The organism is Plantibacter sp. H53, from assembly GCF_001650455.1.
In the GTDB taxonomy this organism is placed as follows: domain Bacteria; phylum Actinomycetota; class Actinomycetes; order Actinomycetales; family Microbacteriaceae; genus Plantibacter; species Plantibacter flavus_A.
On record NZ_LWCT01000010.1, the window covers coordinates 1 to 22498 of the forward strand.

The following is a 22498-nucleotide window of genomic DNA, read 5'->3' on the forward strand; positions in this document are numbered from 1 at the left end:
GGCACCGACGGCTCCACCGTCAACGTGCTCGACACCAACGGAGACCGCGTCCCCGGCACCACCGCCGCCGTCGTCACGGGCGGCCAGTGGACCACCACCGGCACCTACGCCGACGACGCAGCCGTCGCCCAGACCGTCAACGTCAACCAGGTCACCGGCGGCGCAGGCCGCGGCGAAGAGACCGTGAACTTCACGCTCCCGGTCAACACCGTCCTCGGCGCTCCGAGCATCACCAGCCCGACCGAGGGCCAGACGGTCGTCGGCGACCGCGTCACGTTCACGGGAACCGGCGAGCCCGGTGCCTACATCGGTCTCCTGACCGTGCCGACCGCCGCCCTCGACGAGGTCTCCGCGAACGCCCGCGCTGCAGCCGAGCCGGCCGACCCCGCCGACGACATCCTCGTCGACGAGAACGGTCAGTGGAGCGTCACGCTCGCCTTCGCACCGAACGCGTACACGACCGTCGCGATCCAGAGCACCGTCCCCGCCCCGACCGAGGTCGACCAGATCTCGGCTCCGTCCGAGCCCGTGTCCTTCACCCTCACTGCGGCCCCGGCCGCTGTCGCACCGGGTGCAGCCACGCCGCCGGCAGCCAACGCCGGGAACTCCCTCGCGTCGACAGGTGTCGACGGCACCGCGTTCATCGGTCTCAGCGCCCTGCTGATGCTCGGTGGAGCCGCACTGCTCGTCGTCCGGAAGCGTCGCGCACAGCTCAGCTGATCTGACGCGCTCCCGAGCCCCGGGGTCCTGCCATGTGCAGGGCTCCGGGGCTTTCGCGTGCTTCCGCGGTCGACGGCAGAGCGGCGCGAGCGCAGGAGATCGGCGCGAGAGCAGGAGATCGGCGCGAGAGCAGGAGGAAACGGCGCCGGATGTCCTGCTGCGAGGCGGATGTCCTCCTGTGACGCGGACGGGCTGATCGTGCCGGGCCCGGAGACGGGCACCGCGGGCACCGCGGGCACGAAAAGACTCCCCGCGCACCCGCCAGAGCCCGGTTACCCTTGCTGCGTTTCCGCCCTGGGGGAGTTGGCCTGGATGGCGCCACGCGGGGAGCCGTCACCCAGTGTACCCGAGCCGCGACCGGGTTGCGTACGCCCCGGTTGAAGCGTTGACTGGCGGATCTGGGACCACTGGCCCCAGATCACCGATCGACCGCCGTCCCCACGAACGGACGGCGCACCGATCGGGACCGCATCGAACGAGAGGACTCACATGACCGACGTCGTCATCGCCGGAGGACACGGACAGATCGCCCTGCACCTGCAGCGACTGCTCGCCGAAGCAGGACACTCCCCCGCCGGCATCATCCGCAACCCCGAGCAGGTGGGCGAACTCCAGGGCATCGGCTCCCGAGCCATCGTCCTCGACCTCGAGCACTCCTCGGCAGCAGAACTCGCCGACGAACTGGCCGGGGCCGACGTCGTCGTGTTCGCGGCGGGAGCCGGCCCGAACAGCGGCGCCGACCGCAAGCTCACCCTCGACCGCGACGGTGCCATCCTCCTCGCCGAGGCGGCCGAGCTCGCCAAGGTCCCTCGCTACGTCATGGTGTCGGCGATGAGCACCGACGACTTCGACCCGGAGTCGGACGACGTGTTCCAGGTCTACCTGCGGGCGAAGTCCGAGGCCGACGCCGACCTCCGCGGGCGCGACCTCGACTGGACGATCGTCCGTCCGGGCGGCCTGACCGACGACGCCCCGACCGGCACGATCACCGCCGCGACGACCACCGACCGCGGCTCGATCCCGCGCGCCGACGTCGCCGCCGTGCTGTTCGCGCTCATCGAGTCGGGCGCGGCGTCCCGCACGCAGTTCGAGGTCATCGGCGGCGAGACCCCGATCCGCGAGGCGCTCGCGGCGCTGTAGGCCCCTGCACCTCGACAGGCTCGGTGAACGGATCCCCGTTCCCGGGCCTGTCGTCGTTTCCGGCACACCCGGTCCCGGAGCTCGAACCCGGTCCCTGAGCCTGTCGAAGGGCACCGCGAGCAGACGCCACCCTTCGACAAGCTCAGGGACCAGAACGGGACGGGCAACGAACACCGCTCCCTGAGCTTGTCGAAGGGCCGCACAACCGTTGGGCACGTCGGCTCCGAAGAAGTTCCCGACCCGCAGCGGCACCGTGTGTGCGCGACCTGGTACACATATGGAGTTCCTGTGGGCGACACGTCCAGGGGTGTTACCTGTTCGTTATCAGTCTTAGGATCGGGCAACGGGTTCCGGCCCGGACGATGTACGCAGCGCGACGGAGGCCGACGATGGACCAACGCTACGACCCCGCGTTCCAGCGCGGACACACCGACGAGCGCACCCGACCGAACACCGGTGACATCGGCCGGCGCAGCCGCCTCGCCTCACTCGAGGAGATCGCCCCGCAGCTCATCCAGCCGCCCACCGACGGTCGCCCCGTCCGCCCGCCGACCGACGACCGGTTCGACGACGGCCCGCGCGCCCGGCCGTCCCGCGGCATGCCGTCGCAGGCCGACCGTCGCATCCACCCGTTCGAAGCTCGGACCGCTGACACCACGACGGTTGCCGATCAGCCTGGCTCGGCAGGTCCCGACGCGCAGCAGACCCAGCTCGACCAGCAGCGGTACGAGGAGTACCTCGACGCCGCCGACGCCCATCGCGTCCGCGCCGTCGTCTGGGAACGGGTCCTCTGGATCGTCGGCGTCGTCTTCACGCTCGGCGGCGGCGTGGGGCTGTGGCAGTCGTTCACCCTGCTCTACCGCGGGTTCGTCGGCGACAGCGGCCCGACCGACAACTACCTCTGGATGCAGTTCCTCGGAGCACTTGCCCCGACCCTCATCACGATCGGACTCGCCACCATCGTCGCGCTGCTGTTCAAGCGCATGCTCGACCACGACCGCAGGAGCCGACCATGACCGAGCAGAGCAACACCAGCCGCGCCCCACGGGACACCGTCGCCGAACTGAAGCCGGCGCTGAACGCCGAGGAGTTCCAGGTGCTGGCCGAGCGCATCCTCGACAACGTCGAGCGCGTCCTCGACGGCAAGCCGTTCGCCGCGCGGATGGCGCTCATCGTGATGCTCGCCGAGGGCCACCTCCTCATCGAGGACGTCCCCGGCGTCGGCAAGACCGTCCTCGCGAAGGCCCTCGCCGCGTCCGTCGGCAGCACCGTCCGCCGGATCCAGTTCACGCCCGACCTGCTCCCATCGGACGTCACCGGCGTCTCGATCTTCAACCAGGTCGACCGCGAGTTCGAGTTCAAGCCCGGCGCGGTCTTCGCGAACATCGTCATCGCCGACGAGATCAACCGCTCCTCGCCGAAGACCCAGTCGGCGTTGCTCGAGTCGATGGAAGAGCGTCAGGTGACGGTCGACGGCGAGACGCACGCCCTGCCGTCGCCGTTCACGGTCGTCGCCACACAGAACCCGCTCGAGATGGAGGGCACCTACGCTCTGCCGGAGGCCCAGCGAGACCGCTTCATGGCGCGCATCTCGATGGGATACCCCGACGCGTCCGCGGAGCTCGCGATGCTCCGCCAGCGCGACACGGTCAACCCGCTCGACACCATCGGTCCGGTCGCGTCACGCGGCGACGTCGAGCGCCTCATCGCCTGGGCCCGCGGCGTCTTCGTGTCGCCGATCGTCGAGCAGTACTGCGTCTCGCTCGTGCAGGCGACCCGTGTGCACCCCGAACTCCGCCTCGGCGCGAGCCCGCGTGCCACCCTGCAACTCGTCCGTGCGGCCAAGGTCCTCGCAGCGCTCGACGGCCGCGAGTTCGTCCTCCCCGACGACATCGACCAGCTGCTGGCACCGGTCCTCGCCCACCGGCTCATCCCCACCCGCCGCGCGGTGAGCGCCCACGACCGCTCGGGCGTCCAGGCGGTCTCCGAAGTGCTCGCCGAGCTGCTGGAGCGGACACCCGTGCCGCACTCCGGTCGCACCGAGCTGAGGTCCTGAACCGATGGCCCCGCACCGCGACCGCCGGATCGCCGTGATCCGGCACCGGAGGTCCTGAGCCCATGAAGCGTCGCGTGCCGTTGACGAGACGCGCGGTCGGCGTGCTCGTCGCGGCCGGCGTGTGCCTCATCTTCGCGCGCGGGATCGGCTCTCCGGAGCTGCTCGCCGCCGCCGGACTGCTCGTCGCGCTCGTCGCCGCCAGCTTCGGCGCGGTCTACCTCGAACGGCCGTCGCTCCGGGTCGACCGCACCACCCGGCCCGACCTCGTCGCGGTCGGCGGGCGGATCGCCGTCGAGGTCACGATCGCCGAGACGAGCGCGCTCCCCCACGTCCACACGGAGTGGAAGGACCGTGTGCCGCCCGGACTCGCCGGCAGCGCCGAGGGCACCCTGCCGAGTACCGGCGTCGCGGGCATCGGATCGCGCCGGCGAACGGCCGAGTACACCGTGACGGCACTGCGTCGCGGCGAGCACGAGCTCGGCCCGCTCGGACTCACCGTGAGCGACCCGTTCGGACTCGTCGTCCGTCGGCGCGACGTCGGCGGGACGCATGCGGTCGTCGTCCTACCGGAGGTCGTGGTCCTGCCCGAGATCCCCGCGCTCACCGCCAGCCGCGACGGTTCCACGCGTCCGTCGTCGCTACACGTCGGCGCTGGCGAGGACGACATCATCGCGCGCCCCTATCTGCCGGGAGACGCGATCCGCCGACTGCACTGGCGGGCGAGCGCGCACCACGGTGAGCTGATGGTGCGGCAGGAGGAGCAGCAGAACGACCCCGAGGCGACGGTCCTCCTCGACACCGCCGCGGCCCACTGGGCCTGGCCCGACGACGATCCGTCGTACCTGCCGGCGTTCGAGCAGGCCGTGTCGCTCGCGGCCTCGATCACCGCCCACCTCGTCGACGCCGACTACCGCGTCAACCTGGTCGGCGCCGGAACCGAGGAGCTCTCCCGGGAGATCAGTGCGAGATCCGCGGCCGGTGGCCTGCGGTCCAGCCCCGTCGGCGACATGGGCGACGCGCTCGCCCGCGGCGGGCAGCATCTCGAGGAGGACGATCTCGACGCCGCGCTGCTCGACCTGGCCCTCCTGCGTCCGTCGGTCCGGCCCGATCGGTTCCTCGACCTCTCACCCGTCATCGCCGCGCGCCGATCGCAACCGGTCATCGCGATCCTCGGCGACGTCGAGGAGGGCGATCTCGGTGAGCTGACCGCGGTCGCGCACCTCTCACCACTCCCTGTCGCACTGCTCCCGGCCGGCGCGCGGCGTCGGTCCATCGAGCTCCTGGAGTCGGCCGGGTGGCGATGCCACGTCGGCGAGCGCGGCGCATCGTTCCAGGCCCTCTGGTCCGGCACGAGCGGCCCGGCGACCACCACGCTGGCGCCGCAGCCTTCCGGCCGCGGCGGCCGTGGTGGTCGGGGTGCCGGAGGTGCGTATGTCCGTCGCTGAGGAACGCCGCGCGGCGGCCGCCGCCCGTGGCCGAGTGGCGTCTCGCGGAGGCGTGCCAGCGGGCGTCCGTCCTGGTGCCGGCTCGTCGAACCCTCGACGTCCGTCCCGCGGCGGAACCAGTGGCGGGTCATGGTCGGGAGACGCCGGCGGACGCCGGGACGACCCACGCGACACCGCGAACGTCGGCGACCTGCGTCTCGGCCTCGCCGCCTTCCTGCTCCTCGCGACGGGTGGCCTCGGGTTCGGCCGGGTGCTCGACGCGCTCGACTGGTGGTTCGTCACGAACCTCGTCATCGCGATCGTCCTCGCCACGGCGATCCTCCTCCGGCGCACGAGACTGCCGGCGGTGTTCGTGTGGCTCGGCGCCGGCATCGCATGGCTGCTGACGATCACGCTGTTCTTCGCCAGTGAGACGGCGATCATCGGCATCGTCCCGACCCCGACGACGCTCGGCGCCTTCGAGCGGTTGCGTGACGCCGGGTTCCAGACCTTCCACGACGGCTCGGCCCCACTCGACACCGACGCCGGCGTGGTCTTCGTCATGGCCGCGGGCGGCGGCCTCGTCGCGCTGGCGGTCGCGTGGCTCGTGCTCGGCCGCCACGCGCCGGTGCTGGCAGCCGTCCTCGTCTTCGCCGTGTACGCCGGGCCGACGGTCGCCGTGTCGTTCCCCCTCGATCCGTGGGTGTTCGCGTTCGTCGCCCTCTCCTTCCTCTGGCTGCTCCGCGAGGACGTCCGACGCCGCGAGGTGCTGCGAGCCCTCGCCTCGGCCCGGGCATCCGGCGATGGACGCGGCGCCGGACCGTCGGCGATGACCGGCGCCGGTCGCTTCGGAGGTCTCGGTCCGGCCGTCCTCGTCAGTGCCGTCGCGGTGGTCGTCGCGCTCCTCACGCCGGCCGTGCTCCCGGACCTCGCCGTCCGGGACGTGACCGCCGGCGCCCGCGGGAGCGGTCCGTTCGTGAACGGCATCAACCCGCTCATCTCGCTCGGCCAGAGTCTGCGGCGCCCCGCGAACACGACCGCGCTCGAGTACACGACCACCGCCGACGAACCGCCGTACCTCAAGGTCACCGACCTCAACGAGTTCACCGGCACCGTCTGGGGACCGGACAACTCGGGCTACAACGACGGCAACACGCTCGACGCCTTCCCCGCGCCGGCCGGACTCAGCGAGGCGATCCCGGTGGAGACCTTCGAGACGACGGTCACGGTGGACTCGCTGTCGAGCCCGTGGCTGCCCTTACCGTATCCGACGCAGAAGGTCGACGGGCTCCGCGGTGACTGGCGGTTCGAGGCAGCCGGGCTGACGGCGATGGCGGAGCGTGGATCCACCCGCGGGCAGACCTACACGGCGACGAGTACCGCGATCCTGCCGACCGCACAGCAGATGCGCGACGTCCCGCCGGTCGCCGACCCGGCGTCGGCCGCCCCCTATCTCGAGCTGCCCGACGACCTGCCGCAGATCATCCGTGACACCGCTGCGGACGTGACGGCGACCGCCTCCACCGACTACGACCGCGCGATCGCCCTGCAGCGCTACTTCCGCAGCACCTTCGAGTACTCGGAGTCGGCACCCGTCGAGGAGGGCTTCGACGGCAGCGGCGCCGAGGTCATCGCGACGTTCCTGGAGCGCAAGGCCGGCTACTGCATCCACTTCTCGTCCGCGATGGCCGTGATGTCGCGCGTCCTCGGCATTCCCGCGCGCATCGCCATCGGGTACCTGCCGGGCACGACGATCGACAACACCCCGGCGAACCGCGACACCTACATCGTCACCTCGGACCAGTTGCACGCCTGGCCGGAGCTGTACTTCGAGGGCGTGGGCTGGGTGCCGTTCGAGCCGACGGCCAGCCGCGGGGTCGTGACGCAGTTCAGCGACGCGAGCACGGCGACGCCCGGCAGCGGATCGGTGAGTCCCGACAGCCGTCCGGCTCCGACCGCGGCGTCGACCCCGACCCCCACCGCGGACGCGCTCGGCGGACCGGCCTCGACCCGGTCCGACGGGGCGTTCACCGCCGCCCTCGTTCCGCTCGCGATCCTGCTCGGCGTGCTGGTGCTGCTCGCCACCCCGTCGATCGCCCGGGGTCTCCGGCGTGCGGCCGGGCGTCGGCGTGCACTGGGCGACGGGACCTCGGCGGGCTGGGCCTGGGTGGAGTTCCTCGACACCGCCCGCGACCTCGGTTTCCCCGTGACGTCGGCGGAGTCACCCCGTGGATTCGCGTCGAGGCTGCGCGGGCAGTTCCGGATCGAGTCGCCGGCCGTCGACCGGCTCGTGGCGGCGGTCGAGCGGGAGAGCTATGCGCCGAGCGCTGGTGGTGCGGCGAGCGCCGGTTCGGTCGACGCAGCGTTGGCTGAGGCGAAGGCGGCCCTGCGGTCCGCGAGTCAGCCGCTCGAACGCGTGCTCGCGGCAGTCCTCCCGAGGTCGCTCGTGCTGCGGCGTGATCAACGGGTGGACTGGCGGCCGCCTGCTGCGAGCTGACGCGAGTGGCGCTCCGTGCCGGTGTGTTCGACCGCTCGCGTTCGTGGTCGGCCGGGCTCGGAACGCGGCGGCGGGGCCGGGTGGCGCGCGGCGGTCCGGGAACCAGGTATGCTGCTATCTGGCCGTTTTTCACAAACTGCCTTGGAGAATTCGCCTAGTGGCCTATGGCGCACGCTTGGAAAGCGTGTTGGGTTAACGCCCTCGGGGGTTCGAATCCCCCATTCTCCGCCAGCTTCACCATGAACGCCCCGCCTCGTGCGGGGCGTTCTGCGTTTCCGGGCCTCCCCAGCGACGTCTCTCCGTGGCGCCAGCGCGGTGCGCTGACGTGAGCGCGGGTCACACGCGTGAGCGCGGGTCTCCGGAGGGGCGCGCTCAGGGCTACGACCCGCGCCCACGCCGAACTCGTTGGTTTCGTGTCAGAGCACCGCGCTGACGCCGAGTCCGCCCAACTCACGTCAGCGCACCGCGCCGAGCAGGTCGATCATTCGAGGGTTGACAGTTAGAACTCAAAGCGTTAGCGTTCTAACCATGGATGATGAGACACCCGATTTCAGCAGCACACTCCAACTGCTCCGCTGGATCGCGTGGGCACAACGCAAAGCAGGCGAAGACTGGATCCGCGCTCGCGAACTCACGCACGAGCAGGCCTTCGTCCTCGGGTACCTCGTCCAGCATCCAGGCTCCATCCAACGCGACATCGCCGAGGTGAGCCGGACGAGCGCCGCCAGCGTCTCGAGTCTTCTGCAGGGACTCGAACGCCGAGCACTCGTGGAACGACGCGCCGAAGCAGGGAACGCCCGCACCAAGCGGGTCTTCGCCACGCAGCGCGGCACCGACCTCATCGCCGGGTTCGAGACCGCGATGGCCGAGGCCGACGACAGCATACTCACCCCGTTGGACCAGAGCGAACGCGACACCCTGCACGCTCTGCTCACGAAGCTCACGGCGCACCTGCCGCAGCCGACCCGCTGATCACCGCTCGGGAACCCGAGCTCCCCGACCACGCCGAGACCACTCGCCGCGTCATCCGCCGACCGCCGCACGCGATGGCGACCGCGAACGCCACGACGGCGCTGTCCGTCGCGCCCGGACGCCTGCTGAGCCTGTCCGCTCCGCCCGCACCGGACGACCACCCCACCAACGAACCCTCGCCGCGCCGGCGCTCATCGTCGCGCGCGGACCCTGCCCGAAACGGAGCCTCCCATGCACCCCGAAGACCACATCGATCCCACAACCGGAACGCCCCTCCCCAGCAGCACCGCACCGTCGACGGCCACCGCGCCACCGACCGTCACCACAGCCTCGACCGACACCGCACCATCGACCGCCGCCGACACGGTCGGCAGCAACCGCTGGTACCTCGCGACCGCCCCGATCATCCGGGCACTCATCCATCTGTGCGTCCCGATGGCGGCGGCCCTGGTCGTCAGCGCCGTCTACAACCTCATCAACGCGGGTGTCGTCGGCTCGCTGCACGACACCACCCTGCTCGCCGCGATCACGCTCGGAGCCCCGATCCTCGGACTGATCATGGCCATCGGCGACCTGTTCGGCGTCGGCGGCGGCGCGCTCATCTCCAGACTCCTGGGCGCCTCCGAACACGACCCGGCACAGGCCGGGGACATCAAACGGGCCGCTTCCTTCTCGGTCTGGGGCGCGTTCCTGACGGGCGCCGTCCTGGGCGGGATCGGCCTCGTGTTCCTCGGTCCCCTCGTGTCGCTGCTCGGGGCGGACGCGGTCACCGCACCCGCGACCTCGGCGTTCATCGGCGTCATGCTCGCGTTCGTCCCCGTCATGGCGACCGCGTTCTGTCTGGAACAGCTCGTGCGGGCCGAGGGTGCCGCCCGCCAGGTGATGATCGCCCTCATCGCGTCGGCCGTGGCGAACCTCGTCCTCGATCTCGTCTTCATCCTCGGGTTTGGCTGGGGCGTCGCCGGCGCGGCACTCGCGATGGGACTGGCGAACCTCGGCGTCCTCGTCTACTTCGTGGCGTGGCTGCAGCGCAACAGCGAGCACGTCAGCCGCGCACCGCGCTGGTTCACCCTGTCGCCGACGATCCTCAAGCCGGTCCTCGGTGTCGGGGTCAGCACGCTCCTGCAGTCGGGGTTCCTCATCGTCACCGCGCTCGTGTTGAACACGCTGGCCGCGGCCTACGGAGACGCCCCGCTGGCCGCCATGGGCGTCGCGGTCCGGATCGCCCAGGTGCCCGAGTTCCTGGTCATGGGTGTCACCTTCGGTGTGCTCCCGCTGCTCGCCTATGCGTTCGGCAAGGGCGACGGCGCGCGCCTCCGGTCGGCTCTCCGCGCCTCGGCACTCACCGTCGGCGGGATCTCGGTCCTCTTCGCCGGCGTCGTCCTCGTCCTGCGCGAACCGATCGTCTCCGCGTTCATCGCCGACCCCGCCGTCCTCGGTCTCGGCGTCACGATCCTCGTCGCCCAGCTCACCGCCATGATCGCCAACGGGTTCACCGGACTCATCACCTCGCTCTTCCAAGCGACCGGGCGAGCGCTCCCCGCGGCGGTCATGGCCGTCACCCAGGGCGTGTTGTTCGTCCCGATCGTCCTCCTCGGCAACCTGTGGTTCGGACTCGGTGGCATCGTCTGGTCGCTCACCGTCACGGAGGTCATCGTCTTCCTGGTCGGTGTCCTGCTCTGGCTCGGCTCGCGACGCGCCATCGACCGTGGGCTCGCAGCCGGTTCCCCGGAGCGTGCCGAGGCCCAACTCGCCGACGCCTGACGGGCTGCCAGCGCGGTGCGCTGACGTGAGCGCGGGTCACACGCGTGAGCGCGGGTCTCCAGAGGGCCGCGCCGAAGTCCACGACCCGCGCTCACGCCGATTGCAGCGATCTCACGTCGGCGCACCGCGCCGGCACCCGCACCACCGCGTTCGAGTCGGCGCACCGCGCTGGCGACACCCCGCCGGGCGCGCGGGCCGTCTCGGGAGCATCACCCCGTCGAGGCGTCCAGGGGTATCCGCATCACCGCGTTCTCGATGAGCACCCCGCGACGCTCGACCCGCTGCTCGCGGACCACGACGAAGCCGTGGCGCTCGAGCACCGGCTGCGCCGTCCGACTCGCCTGCACGGTCACCTCACGGAGCCCCACCGCCCGGGCTTCGTCGAGCACCTGACGGATGAGCGCGGACCCGACGCCGTGTCGTCCCGCGTCCGGATCGACGAACAGCATGTCGAGGTATCCGATCTCGACGTCCAGATCGGTGAAACCGACCACCGCGTCGTCGAGCTCGGCCACCCACGTCGTCACCGCGGCACGTCGGGCGGCCCAGTCGTCCAGCACGGCACCTGCCGGGTCGTCCGGCACCCATGCGGCGAGCTGCTCGGCCGTGTAGTGGGCGGCAGCGGTCACCCGCACCGCGCGTTCGAAGATCGACCTGGTCGCCCGCGCATCGGTGTCGCGGTAGCGGCGGATCCTGAGGTCGTCGAGCACGCGCGTCAGCCTAGCCGAGCGCCGGGACTCCGCGAGCGAGCGACCTCAGCCCTCGAGCGCCGGAATCTCCGAGAGGTCGGTGTACACGGGGATCCCGCGCTCACGGGCGATGGCGACGTCGGTGTCGGCACCGGACGACTCCCCCGGCAACCGGAGCACGGCGTCGCAGTGCTGGAGCAGCCGCCTCGCCGTCTCGTACATGACGTCGCCGTCGCCCGACGCGGTGTCGATCCCCCGCAGGATCGGCAGCGCGACCCACTCCCCGATCATCGGGACGTGACCGAGCGCGTAGATGGGCGCCGCAGCGGCTTCGAGTCGTTCCAGGTTGCGGGCGATGGCGTCGGGATCACCGCCGGTCCCGGAACGGTAGGGGCCGGCGATGAGGATGAGGAGTGGCGTTGTCATGTCCAGCACTGTAGCGTTAACCGTGCACGATCGTGCAACATCAGGAAGGAGCGCGCATGCTGAGCGCACAACGACGGTCCCACCTGCTCGACCTCCTCGACCGCGACGGGCGGATCGTCGCGAAGGACGCCGCCGCTGCGCTCGGACTCTCCGAGGACTCGATCCGCCGAGACCTCCGCGAGTTGGCCGAAGCAGGCATCTGCGTCCGCGTCTACGGCGGCGCACTCCCGGTCGCCGCGGCCGATCGCCCGTTCCGGGATCGACTGTCCCTCGGGACGGCCAGCAAGGAGCGCGTCGCCCGCATCGCCGCCGAGCGGATCCGACCGGGCAGCACCGTCATCATCGACGCCGGCACCACCGCGCTCGCGCTCGCACGACTCCTCCCGGACGACCCGGCCCTCACCGTCATCACCCCGAGCCCGGCGGTCGCCCTCGCCGTGGCGGAGCACTCGCCGGCGCGCGTCATCATGATCGGCGGCGAACTCGGACGTCACTCCATGGTCGCGGGCGGCGCTCTCGCCGCTGAAGCCATCCGTCACCTGAGCGCCGACGCCTGCTTCCTCGGCGTCACCGGCTTCCATCCCGAACACGGCCTCACCACCGGCGATCTCGACGACGCCGCGACGAAACGCGCCCTCGCCGAGCGCAGCACCGACGTCTACATCCTCGCGAGTGAGGAGAAGATCGGGGCCGTCTCCCGGTACCCGGTGCTCGACGTCGGCGAGGTCACCGAGGTCATCGTCGACCCGAAGACGGACGGATAGGACCGTGGATGCGGCCCGGGGATCAGACGTGCAGGATCGTCAGGAGCGCGGGTAGGTCTCCGCGAGGAACGCCGCGTAGCCACCCGGGGTCCGGCCGCGTCGCCGACCCGAGGTCTCGACGGGTGTATCCAGCGTCGGCACGACCCGGAGACCCGCTGCCCGCGCACGCTCGACGAGATCGACGTCCTCGTGCTCGGCCAGCTCACGGAAGCCGCCGAGTTCGTCGAGCCGATCGGCACGGACACCCAGGTTGGCCCCATGCACGTTGCCCGGCAGATGTCCGGGCGGGTGGGTCTCCATCCAGCGCTCGATGTCGCGCTCGGAGAAGTCCGTGAAGTCGGGGCGGACGGTCCCCAGGAGGACGTCGACACCGTCGTCGAAGGCATCGGCGTGCACGGAGAACCAAGCTTCCGGAACACGCGAGTCGGCGTCGGTGTTGGCGATCCACCGCTCTGACACGTCGGCAGCACCCGATCCCACAGCACGCGATCCCATAGCGGCCGCGACACCGGCTAGCCGGGCCGCGCCGACACTGCGCTCGTCGATGACGACGGTGACCGCCTCCTCGGGATCACAGCCCGCCAACCGCTCCCGCACGATCCGCGCCGTGTCGTCGCGACAGTCGTCGAGCACCATGACGATCCCCACCTGCAGCTCGGGACGACGACGCAGCACGGCGGCACGCGCGACGAGCAGCGCGTCGAGGCATGCCCCGATCAGCTCCTCCTCGTCGTGTGCGGGCACGACGGCATCGATCCGTCGCAGCATCAGCCCGTCAGACCGTCCACCGCGGCGACGCTCGCCTCGTCGGCGGGCACGAGGACGTCGAGCAGGAAGTCGTCCTCGACGTGCTGGATGGACCGACGGCCGGGCCAGCGTTCGAGCAACCGGCGATGGACGAACTCGGCCGAGGTCGTGGCGTGGTCGTCGGGGTGCCGCCAGTGACACGCGACGATGCTCCCGCCGGGCGTGAGCGAGCCGAGGAGGTGGTCGATGACCCGATCGAGGTCGGTCCCCGACAGGTAGTAGCCGACCTCAGACATCACCACGAGGTCGAAGGCACCGCTTGGCCAGTCGTCCGGGAGCGTCCCCCGTTCGAACCGGGCAGCGGGCACCCGTCGACGGGCGATCTCGAGGGGCGCCTCGGCGATGTCGACACCGAGCACGTCGTCGCTGCGGTCCGCGAGCCGCTCCGTCAGGACACCCGTCGCGCAGCCGAGTTCGAGCACCGAGCCGTAGCGCTGGCGCGGCAGGGCGGCGAGGAGGACCCGACGTTTGCGCTCCTCATACCAGGACCCGAAGTCCCAGCCGTCGGGGTGGTCGCGGTAGTGGTCCTCGAACGACTCCTTCGAGCGCGAGGTGGTGTCGGCAGTCACGACGGTGTCCGTCGCGGTGGCGTTGTCGGTGGCGACGTCGGTGTCGGAGTCCGCTGCCGCACCCGCATCCGGGTCGGAACCCGGCACGAGATCCAGCGCACGCCCGTTCGGGAACAGCACCTCGAACCGCCGTGCGTAGTGCTGCAGGTGGTGGTGGTCGACGATCGCCTCATCGCCCGGCGCATCCGAGAGCGGCTCCGTCTGCGAGGGGTAGGCGTCCATCGCGGCGATCTTCGCCCCGTGCGCAGCCGCGTCGAGCGGGACGATACGCGCCTCGGGCCACGGCAGGGTCGCGTCGTCGGTGTCGGCCCAGTGCCAGAGCCAGATGGGGAACTCCACGAGCGCGAGGTCGAGCTCGGTCGCGAGGGCCGTGGCGAGTTCGCCCGCGATCCGGTGGTCGCGGTGCCCGTCGCCGCGCCAGGGGGCGACGATGAGCGGTCGTGATCCGGCGGTGGCGACGGCTGCCCGCAGTCGCTGCGCGATGCCCACGCGTTCGGCGTCGAGGCCGCCGTCCGGGATGCGCAGGACGTCGTGCCCGACCGTCGGGTGGAGACGACCGACAGCATCGATGAACTCGGCCTCCCGGCGCGGGGCGAGTTCCTCGGGGGTGGTGGTCGGCGAGTCGGGGTGCGATCCCTCGCCGAGGGTCACGAGGAGGACCTCGACCGGGATCCCGGCGGCCGCGGCGGCCGCGATCAGCCCGCCGGCTCCGAGCGACTCGTCGTCGGGGTGCGGCGACAGCACGACGACGCCCGTGGCATGTCGCCAGCCGTCCCAGACGGGCAGGTCGAGCTCGTGCAAGCGGGTCGCCCAGGCGGCTGCCGACGTGCCGGGGTCGCGGTGGTCGAACGCGGGCATCAGTCGGCCTCCACCAGCATGCGGCCGTAGCGCGCGAGGTCGCGGTCGCCGTGGTCCTGCTGGACGTAGAGCTCGAGGTCGGACATCCGGGCGAGGTAGGCGGGTTCGGAGGTGAGCGGGCCGGGGCCGAGTGCTCCGAGCACCCCGGCGCGGATGGCGTCGACCCGACCCCGGACCGTCGACCGCACGCGCTGGGCGAGGCGCGGGCCGGCCGTGTCGTCGGCGTGGCCGTGTTCGATGGCCTGGGCCGCGTCGGCGATCGCCTGCTCGGCGATCGAGAGGTCGACGGCCGCGGCGCCGAGCGTGCGCAGGAGGAGGTCGGCGTCGGGTCGCGTGCGTGCCGCGGCGAGCAGGCGGTCGACGAGCGTGATCGCGCCGCCCCACCAGCAGGCGGCGACGCCGATCCCGCCCCAGGAGAAGCCGGGGCGTCGCAGGTACCACCCGTCGTCGCCGACCGGGGACGCGGGGACCCCGTCGAAGCCGACCGGGCCACTCGGGACGAGCGGCAGTCCGCGGGCGAGCCACACGCTGTCGTCGGTCGTGACCCCTGGATCGGTGAGTGCGACGGCGAACAGCCGCCGCTCGCCCGGCGCGGTGTGGGCGGTGACGAGCGCGTCGCTCAGGTGGGAGGCGAGGGAGCACCACGGCTTGGTGCCCGACAGCTGCCAGGCGTCGTCGACCAGGGTCGCGTCGAGACGCAGCCCGGGCGCCTCGGCCGCGAAGACCCCCCAGGTGGAGACGGCCGGCGGTTCGAGGTCGGCCTGATGCAGGATGGCCAGTGCGTCGAGGTGCGGTTCGACGACGCGTGCGAGCGTGACGTCGGCCGCCGCGATGGCGCCGAGTCCCGCGAAGACGCGCCCGGCGGTGCGCTGTTCGAGCGGACCGACGAGTCGCACGGCCGTGGAGGTGAAGGCCAGGCGCGACTCGATGCTCGCCAACGATCCCGTCGCCGCGTCGTGCAGAGCGTCGAGGTCGAGGGAGGTGCCGCTGGAAGGCCAGGCGGTCGACTGCAGACGGATCATGCGATCCGCGTCTGGTGTCGGGGTTCCATCGGTGCGCGCATGCGACCTCCTCGCGTCGTGGAGGTCCAAGTCTCGCACCGCCACGCGCCGCCGCCCGACCCTGGACCGCGACCATCGACCCTGGTAGTGCGTCAGCGCGGTGCGCTGACGCGAGCGCGGGTCTCCGGACGGATGCCAGCGCGGTGCGCTGACGCGAGCGCGGGTCATGGACGTGAGCGCGGGTCTCCAGAGGGGCGCGCTCGTTCGCCTGACCCGCGCTCACGCCGATTCCCTCGGGTTCGCATCAGCGCACCGCGCTGACACCGGTTACCGGCACCTCGGCTCAGCGCACCGCGCCGGCACCTCGCTCGGGCGGGACACCCGGCACCGGCTCAGTCGCGGAAGAGGGCGCTGTAGGCGTTGATCGCCGGCTGCCCACCGAGGTGCGCGTAGAGGACGTTGCTGGACGCCGGGATGTCACCACTCGTCACGAGGTCGATGAGGCCCGCCATCGACTTCCCCTCGTAGACCGGGTCGATGATGATGCCCTCGAGCCGACCGGTCAGGCGGATCGCCTCCATCGTCGACTCGACCGGGATCCCGTAGAGGTCGCCGGCCCACCCCTCCAACACCGTGATCTCGTCGTCGCGGAGCTCGCGTTCGAGGCCGATGAGCTCCGCCGTGTTGCGGGCGATGCGTGCGACCTGGTCGCGGGTCTCCTGGATCTTCGCCGACGCGTCGATGCCGATCACGCGGCGCGGTCGGTCCTGCCCGGCGAACCCGGCGATCATGCCGGCGTGCGTGGACCCGGTGACGCTGCAGACGACGATCGTGTCGAAGAACACGCCGAGTTCGCGCTCCTGCTGCTCGACCTCGGCGGCCCAGTTCGCGAACCCGAGACCTCCGAGCCGGTGGTCCGACGCCCCGGCCGGGATCGCGTACGGGGTGCCGCCGCGTTCGCGCACGTCGTCGAGGGCACGCTCCCAGCTTGACTTGAAACCGATGCCGAAGCCCGCGGGATCGAGACGGACCTCAGCCCCCATGATCCGCGACAGCATGATGTTGCCGACCCGGTCGTTCACGGAGTCGGGCCAGTCCACCCAGTTCTCCTGCACGAGGACGGCCTGCATCCCGAGCTTCGCCGCGACCGCCGCGACCTGACGCGTGTGGTTGGACTGGTAGCCCCCGATCGACACGAGCGTGTCGGCACCCTGCGCGATCGCATCGGGGATGAGGTACTCCAGCTTGCGGGTCTTGTTGCCGCCGTAGGCGAGACCGCTGTTGACGTCCTCGCGCTTGGCCCAGATCGTCGCGCCGCCGAGGTGGGCGGTGAGGCGGTTGAGTTCGTGGACGGGACTTGGTCCGAAGGTGAGCGGGTAGCGGGCGAAGTCGCTGAGGGACATGTGGTGGCTCCTGGGTCTCGGTGGTGCGGCTGGCTCAGTCGTCCTCGAGGTGGGCGAGGACGAGGTCGGCGAGGGTCGTCCAGTTGCCTCGGACAAGGGCGGCCGCCGCGTCGACGTCCCCCTCCGCACAGCGCTCGATGACGGCGTCGTGCTGCGCGATCGACCCGCGTGCCGCGACCGAGGAGAACCGCAACCGTTCGATCCTCCGCAGCAGCGGGGTGACCGCCTCGAGCGCATCACGGATGAACGGATTCCCGGCGACGTCCACGGCCACGGCGTGGAAGGCGTCGTCCGCTGCGAGCGCGGCGTCGGCGTCGTCGCGTTGCAGCGCGGCTGCGAAGTCCCGGTTCGCCGCCCGCATGCGGTCGAGGTCGTCCGCGCTCAGGTGCGGCACCGCCTCGCGGACGGCGAGTTCGTGCATGGCGGCGGCGACCGCCTGGGCCTGCAACGTCGCCCGGCTGTCGAGTGGGGCGACGACCGTCGACCGTCCCGGTTTCGCGATGACGAGCCCACTTCGGGCGAGACGCAGCACGGCCTCGCGGATGGGCGTGCGGCTGACGCCGAGCCACCGTTCGAGTTCGGTGTCGACGAGCTTCTCGCCCGGGGTGAAGGTCCCGTCGACGATCGCGTTGCGGAGCGACTGGTAGACGTCGTCGCGGAGGAGCGCCCGGCGATGCGGGTTGGCTTGAGCGGGAGCGGGCATGCAATATATTGCACATCGCAGGAGCGAGAAGTCAAGTGTGCCGGGGCAACCGGGCGGACCGCGTCGAAGAATGGGGCATTCGTCCTACTTGTCCCCCAGATGGCGGATTGTCCACCCATGCAAAGCAGGCCACGATGGTCGGCGGGGGTGAGCGCGTGGTGCGACGGGGTGAAGAACCGGTGACGGTCAGACCGCATCCCCGCGTGCTCTGGAGCGCCGTCCTGAGCGCCGCGATCGTCGTCCTGCCCGTCTGGGGCGTCTCACTCTGGCTCGTCGGCCCGACCCCGAGTGTCGAACGCACCTGGGTCATCACGCTCGGCGTCCTCGGCATGGTCGTGCTGCTCGGCGTCGCCGTCCTGTCTCGACGCCAACGCATCGTCGTGTGTCGTGACGGATTCATCGAGCAGCCCATCGTCGGACGGCAGCGGTTCGTTCCGCGGGAGGCGATCGGCCGCAGCCTACTCTTCGAGTTCCGGGGTCGGGGGCTGCACGCGAGCTCGCAGTTCTTCGTCTGCGACGCCGAGAACCGACCGCTCCTCCGCATGCGCAGCAACCGATGGAGCACGGACAGCATCGCGGCCGTCGTCGCCGCCTACGACGGCCCGGTGGAGCGACCTCGCCAGCCGGTCTCGCTCGACGACCTCCGCGAGGACCACCCCGACCTGCTCACCCCGCTTGAGCGCCTGCGCTGGGCGCGCGCCGAACTCCTGTAGCTGAGACGTCCTGCCCCGGCCACCGCGCTGGAGCGCGAGGGTACCGTCGCTCCACGCGGGATCGGGCTCGGGTTGAAGACCGCCTGGGTCAGAGCGCTTTCGCGTACCAGTGGGCGCCGGGGTCGCCGTCGACCCGGGTGAAGCCCGTCCGCTGGTAGAACTGCTGCGCCCCGGTGTTGGAGACGCCGACGCCGAGGTGCACGCCCGGGACGCCGCGCGCTGCGAGGAGCCCGCAGAACGCGTCGATGAGCCGCCTGCCGACACCCATCCCCTGCGTCACCGGCAGCAGGTCGATGTGCAGATGGGCCGGGTACTGCACGAGGAGCTCCGGGGCCAGTCCGCCACGGTCCGTCGCGGATCGGACGATACCGCGCTCACCCTCCGAGGCGTCACCGGAGGCCGCAGCCTCCGCGTACTTCCCCTCGACGGTCGGCCACCAGCGCTCGATGAACCAGCGGTCGAAGGCGGCCGTGTCCGCGGTGCCCAGGATGTACCCGATCGGGCCCGCACCGGCGTCGACGAGCAACGCCAACTCGGGCTCGTGCTCGACGTAGGGCAAGGCGTAGATGTCGGGCAGGAGATCGTCCGTGCTGAACTGCCCGGTCGCGTCCGCCCCCGAGTCGCCCGTTCGGGTGCAGATCGCCGCCACAGCGGCGCGGTCGGACGGGCGGTATGCGCGGATCTCGGTCACCGCGCCAGCCTAACCGGCGTTCCCCGCTCCCTGAGCCTGTCGAAGGGCGACGTTCCTCCGTGAGCCCTTCGACAAGCTCAGGGACCGACCGAGGCGCGACCCAGGCACCGGTCCGAGCGGGTTGCCTAGGCTGAGTTCCGTGACATGGCGACCAGGGAGCATCGACGCGGCCGTCGAGCAGTGGCGGCTCGTGCCCGACGGCGAGCTCATCGTGACGCCGTCGAGCCGGCTGCTCCCCGTGACGCACCACGGACGACCGGCGATGCTCAAGGTGCCACTCGTCGAGGAAGAGGCGCTCGGCGGACGGCTGCTCGCGTCATGGGAGGGCTCTGGGTGCGCGGCGGTGTTCGCGGGCGATGACCACGCGATCGTCCTGGAACGCGCGACGGGCGGCCGAGATCTCGCCTCGCTGACCCGCGCAGGTGACGACCTCGGAGCCGTCGCGATCCTGTGCTCCGTGCTCGACACCCTGCACACGGCGATCCCCACCCCGGCGCAGATCGATGCCGGTGGCGTCATCGCCGAGCTCCCGACGCTCCGCCGGTGGTTCCGCGAGCTGCTCGCCGACGACGCGTCCACCCTCGGCACCCTCCTCGGCGATCCGGCGAGCGCGGCGTTCCTCGAGCGTGGGCGGGAGCTCGCCGGTCGACTGCTCGACACCACGACGCCTGCCGACGTCGTCGTGCTCCACGGCGACCTCCACCACATGAACGTGCTCGAGCTCGCACCCGGCGACTGGCGGGCGATCGACCCCAAGGGCATCGTGGGCCACCGCGCCTTCGACGCCACCGCACTGTTCAGCAACCCCGATCCAGCGACGGCGCGGAACCCACGGCTGTTCGCCGAGCGGGTGGACGTCGTGCGTCGATCGCTCGGCCTGCCGCGAACCGTCCTCCTCGAGTGGGTGGTCGCGCGCTCCGCGCTGTCCGCCGTGTGGTCGCTGCAGGACGGGCTACTCGACGACGCCCGTGCCACCGTCGAGCTCGGTCGCCTCGCCGAAGACGGCCTCCGGTAGGCCCTTCGACAAGCTCAGGGACCGGAAAACCACTCGGGAACTGGGATACCGCTCAGGGACCAGGACACCGCTCGCAGGACCAGGACACCGCTCCGGCACCAGGACACCACTCCGGGCCGGGACTCCAATCCGATACCAAGACACCGCTCCGGACAGGGACGCCCTTCCCGGAGCGAGACACCGCTTTGGACAGGGAAGTCGCTCAGAGACCTGGGCGCCGATGAAGAGACGGAGCAGCAGCTCAGCGGCGGCGGCGCGTCCCGAAGATGCCCTCGACGACACCGGTGAGGATCGACCGCGTCGCCTTCGACCCGAGGATCTCCTCGAGCGGACTCTTCGAGGACGTCGACGACGACCTCGTCGACGTCCGGCGGGTCGTGCCGGCGGTCTTCCGGAGCAACCGTTCGTACTCGGCGTCGGCCTTCTTCTGCGCCGCGGCCTGCGCCTTGTCGGCGGCGGCCTGCTGCTTCGCGAGTTCCGCCGCGATGCGCTGCCGCTCGAGTTCGGCCTCGGCGGCGAGCGCGGCCTGGTTCGCCTCCTCGAGCTTCGCGGTCAGGATCTCCCTCGCCGACTCACGATCGACAGGCGTCCCGTACCGCGCGAGCAGCGGCGAGGCCGCGATCGCCGCGTCGATCGCGGCGTCGGGACTCGGCGACATGAGTCCCTGCGGTGCCCGCAGTCTCGTCCACGCGACCGGCGACGGCGCCCCCTTCTCGTTCATCACGGTGACGACCGCCTCACCCGTGCCGAGGGAGGTGAGGACCTCGCCGAGCTCGTAGCCGGAGGTCGGGTAGGTCGACACGGTCGCCTTGAGTGCTTTCGCGTCGTCGGGGGTGAAGGCACGGAGGGCGTGCTGCACGCGCGAACCGAGCTGCGCGAGCACCTCGCCCGGGACGTCCTTCGGCGTCTGGGTGACGAAGAAGATGCCGACCCCCTTGGACCGGATGAGCCGGACCGTCTGCGTGATCTGCGCGAGGAAGTCCTTCGACGCGTCGCGGAACAGCAGGTGCGCCTCGTCGAAGAAGAACACGAGCTTCGGCTTCTCGGGGTCGCCCACCTCGGGGAGGGTGTTGAAGAGGTCGGCGAGCAACCACATGAGGAACGTCGAGTAGAGGGCCGGCTGATTCTGGACGCCCGGCACCTCGAGCAGACTGACGATGCCCTTGCCGGTCGGGTCGAGGCGGATGAAGTCGGCGGTGTCGATCTCGGGTTCGCCGAAGAAGACCTCGGCGCCCTGGTCGGCGAAGGTGATGAGCTCCCGCAGGATCACCCCGACGGTGGCGCCCGACAGCCCGCCGAGCTCCTGCAGTTCGCCCTTGCCGTCGTCGCTCGCGAGGTAGGTGAGGACCGCGCGCAGGTCGCTCAGGTCGAGGAGTGGCAGACCCGCTTGATCGGCGTAGTGGAAGACGAGACCGAGGCTGGACTCCTGCGTGGCGTTGAGGCCGAGGACCTTGCTCAGCAGCAACGGGCCGAAGGCGGCGATGGTGGCACGGATCGGGACACCCTTGCCGACGCCGCCGAGCGCGAAGTACTCCGTCGGGGTGGCGGCCGGTGTCCAGTCCTGGCCGATGCCGCGGGTGCGGTCGAGGAGCTTCTCGTTCGACTCCCCCGGGGTCGCGATGCCCGAGAGGTCGCCCTTGATGTCCGCGGCGAACACGGGGACACCGGCCGCCGAGAGCTGCTCGACGAGGCCCTGGAGCGTGCGGGTCTTCCCGGTTCCGGTGGCGCCCGCGACGAGCCCGTGCCGGTTCATGACGCTGAGCGGGATGCGGACCTGCACGCCGGGCACCGGTTCCCCGTTGACCAGGGCACCCATCTCGAGCGCCGGGCCGTGCACGACGTAGCCGTCGCGGATCTTCAGCACGTCGTCGAGGCCGAGCGGGCCCGGGCCGATGGTGTCGACGCTGAGGTCGTCGGTACTGCTGGCACTGTCGCCGCTGCTGCCGGGGGCGGTGCTGCTGGCGTCGGCACCGACCGCGTCGTCGGTCGGAACGTCCGCCCGGACATCGGCTGGGGCCTCGGCGGCCGCCGCATCACTCGCGGAACCGGAGCCCGCAGCCACTGTGGCCCCGCCCGACGCGGTGATCCCGGCCCCGGCGAGCGCCGCTGCCGCTTCGGCCGCCTTCACCTTCGCTGCGGCGAGCGCCGCCTGCGCCTGGGCGGCTTCGAGCTCGGCCTGGGCTTGGGCGGCGGCAGCCTGGAGTGCGGCGATCTGCGGGTCGGATGCTGCATCACTGGGCGTCATGTGCCGAGCCTATCGACGCGTCCCCCACCGGTCGAGGGGTC

The 22498-nt window shown here is 71.3% G+C and carries 20 protein-coding genes, 1 tRNA gene and 1 other RNA gene; 12 read left to right on the forward strand and 10 right to left on the reverse strand.

Annotated features, from left to right (window positions below):
• Positions 1–720 (forward strand): LPXTG cell wall anchor domain-containing protein (locus A4X17_RS06995; protein WP_157583376.1); only part of this gene is annotated, 720 nt, incomplete at its 5' end.
• Between the two features lie 238 nt (positions 721–958).
• Here A4X17_RS06995 and ffs read toward each other — a convergent pair.
• Positions 959–1055: signal recognition particle sRNA small type (gene ffs / locus A4X17_RS07000), an RNA gene on the reverse strand.
• 154 nt (positions 1056–1209) lie between these two features.
• Here ffs and A4X17_RS07005 point away from each other — a divergent pair.
• The 8 genes from A4X17_RS07005 to A4X17_RS07040 all read left to right on the forward strand — a co-directional run bounded on the left by A4X17_RS07005 (position 1210) and on the right by A4X17_RS07040 (position 10573).
• Positions 1210–1860, forward strand: a complete 651-nt coding sequence (locus A4X17_RS07005) for an SDR family oxidoreductase (RefSeq protein WP_064294959.1) — start codon at positions 1210–1212, stop codon at positions 1858–1860.
• Positions 1861–2249: 389 nt separating this feature from the next.
• Positions 2250–2876: a hypothetical protein gene (locus tag A4X17_RS07010; protein ID WP_064294960.1), complete on the forward strand. Its 627-nt coding sequence runs from the start codon at positions 2250–2252 to the stop codon at positions 2874–2876.
• The gene (locus A4X17_RS07015) at positions 2873–3916 is read left to right on the forward strand and encodes a MoxR family ATPase (RefSeq protein WP_064294961.1); all 1044 of its coding nucleotides are present in this window, start codon (positions 2873–2875) and stop codon (positions 3914–3916) included. The genes A4X17_RS07010 and A4X17_RS07015 overlap by 4 nt, the downstream gene beginning before the upstream one ends.
• A 62-nt stretch (positions 3917–3978) precedes the next feature.
• Entirely contained in the window at positions 3979–5361 is a 1383-nt protein-coding gene (locus A4X17_RS07020) for a DUF58 domain-containing protein (protein WP_064294962.1), read from the forward strand.
• Positions 5348–7837, forward strand: coding sequence for a DUF3488 and transglutaminase-like domain-containing protein (locus A4X17_RS07025; RefSeq protein WP_064294963.1), 2490 nt, complete (start codon positions 5348–5350; stop codon positions 7835–7837). Before A4X17_RS07020 ends, A4X17_RS07025 begins: the two co-directional genes overlap by 14 nt.
• A 143-nt stretch (positions 7838–7980) precedes the next feature.
• Positions 7981–8068, forward strand: a tRNA-Ser gene (locus A4X17_RS07030).
• Positions 8069–8365: 297 nt separating this feature from the next.
• Positions 8366–8809, forward strand: coding sequence for a MarR family winged helix-turn-helix transcriptional regulator (locus A4X17_RS07035; RefSeq protein ID WP_064294964.1), 444 nt, complete (start codon positions 8366–8368; stop codon positions 8807–8809).
• Positions 8810–9040: 231 nt separating this feature from the next.
• Positions 9041–10573, forward strand: coding sequence for an MATE family efflux transporter (locus tag A4X17_RS07040; protein ID WP_082915989.1), 1533 nt, complete (start codon positions 9041–9043; stop codon positions 10571–10573).
• A gap of 209 nt (positions 10574–10782) precedes the next feature.
• Here A4X17_RS07040 and A4X17_RS07045 read toward each other — a convergent pair whose 3' ends face one another.
• Entirely contained in the window at positions 10783–11283 is a 501-nt protein-coding gene (locus tag A4X17_RS07045) for a GNAT family N-acetyltransferase (protein WP_064294965.1), read from the reverse strand.
• Positions 11284–11328: 45 nt separating this feature from the next.
• Positions 11329–11688, reverse strand: coding sequence for a hypothetical protein (locus A4X17_RS07050; protein WP_064294966.1), 360 nt, complete (start codon positions 11686–11688; stop codon positions 11329–11331).
• 56 nt (positions 11689–11744) lie between these two features.
• Between A4X17_RS07050 and A4X17_RS07055 the strand changes: the two genes are divergently transcribed.
• On the forward strand, positions 11745–12452 hold the full coding sequence (locus A4X17_RS07055) for a DeoR/GlpR family DNA-binding transcription regulator (protein ID WP_064294967.1): 708 nt from the start codon (positions 11745–11747) through the stop codon (positions 12450–12452).
• A 39-nt stretch (positions 12453–12491) separates the two neighbouring features.
• Here the strand turns inward: A4X17_RS07055 and A4X17_RS07060 are convergent, their stop codons facing one another.
• The 5 genes from A4X17_RS07060 to A4X17_RS07080 form a co-directional block, all read right to left on the reverse strand.
• Positions 12492–13196, reverse strand: coding sequence for a glycosyltransferase family 2 protein (locus A4X17_RS07060; RefSeq protein WP_231884317.1), 705 nt, complete (start codon positions 13194–13196; stop codon positions 12492–12494).
• 23 nt (positions 13197–13219) lie between these two features.
• Positions 13220–14686 (reverse strand): bifunctional PIG-L family deacetylase/class I SAM-dependent methyltransferase, encoded by a 1467-nt coding sequence (locus A4X17_RS07065; RefSeq protein ID WP_064294969.1) that lies wholly within the window; start codon positions 14684–14686, stop codon positions 13220–13222.
• Complete coding sequence (locus A4X17_RS07070) at positions 14686–15708, reverse strand: acyl-CoA/acyl-ACP dehydrogenase (RefSeq protein WP_064294970.1); 1023 nt, start codon at positions 15706–15708, stop codon at positions 14686–14688. The genes A4X17_RS07065 and A4X17_RS07070 overlap by 1 nt, the downstream gene beginning before the upstream one ends.
• A gap of 371 nt (positions 15709–16079) precedes the next feature.
• Entirely contained in the window at positions 16080–17090 is a 1011-nt protein-coding gene (locus A4X17_RS07075) for a 1-aminocyclopropane-1-carboxylate deaminase (RefSeq protein WP_064294971.1), read from the reverse strand.
• 34 nt (positions 17091–17124) lie between these two features.
• Complete coding sequence (locus tag A4X17_RS07080; protein ID WP_064294972.1) at positions 17125–17793, reverse strand: GntR family transcriptional regulator; 669 nt, start codon at positions 17791–17793, stop codon at positions 17125–17127.
• A 179-nt stretch (positions 17794–17972) separates the two neighbouring features.
• Here A4X17_RS07080 and A4X17_RS07085 point away from each other — a divergent pair, with 179 nt between their 5' ends.
• Positions 17973–18506, forward strand: a complete 534-nt coding sequence (locus tag A4X17_RS07085) for a hypothetical protein (protein WP_139205296.1) — start codon at positions 17973–17975, stop codon at positions 18504–18506.
• A gap of 88 nt (positions 18507–18594) precedes the next feature.
• Here A4X17_RS07085 and A4X17_RS07090 read toward each other — a convergent pair whose 3' ends face one another.
• A complete protein-coding gene (locus tag A4X17_RS07090) occupies positions 18595–19197 on the reverse strand; it encodes an N-acetyltransferase (protein ID WP_064294974.1) in 603 nt (200 codons plus the stop codon).
• A 139-nt stretch (positions 19198–19336) separates the two neighbouring features.
• On the opposite strand from A4X17_RS07090, the gene A4X17_RS07095 reads away from it, so the two are divergent.
• On the forward strand, positions 19337–20212 hold the full coding sequence (locus A4X17_RS07095) for an aminoglycoside phosphotransferase family protein (RefSeq protein WP_197479033.1): 876 nt from the start codon (positions 19337–19339) through the stop codon (positions 20210–20212).
• A gap of 241 nt (positions 20213–20453) precedes the next feature.
• Here the strand turns inward: A4X17_RS07095 and A4X17_RS07100 are convergent, their stop codons facing one another.
• A complete protein-coding gene (locus A4X17_RS07100) occupies positions 20454–22457 on the reverse strand; it encodes a helicase HerA-like domain-containing protein (RefSeq protein WP_064294975.1) in 2004 nt (667 codons plus the stop codon).
• Between the last annotated feature and the right edge of the window lie 41 nt (positions 22458–22498).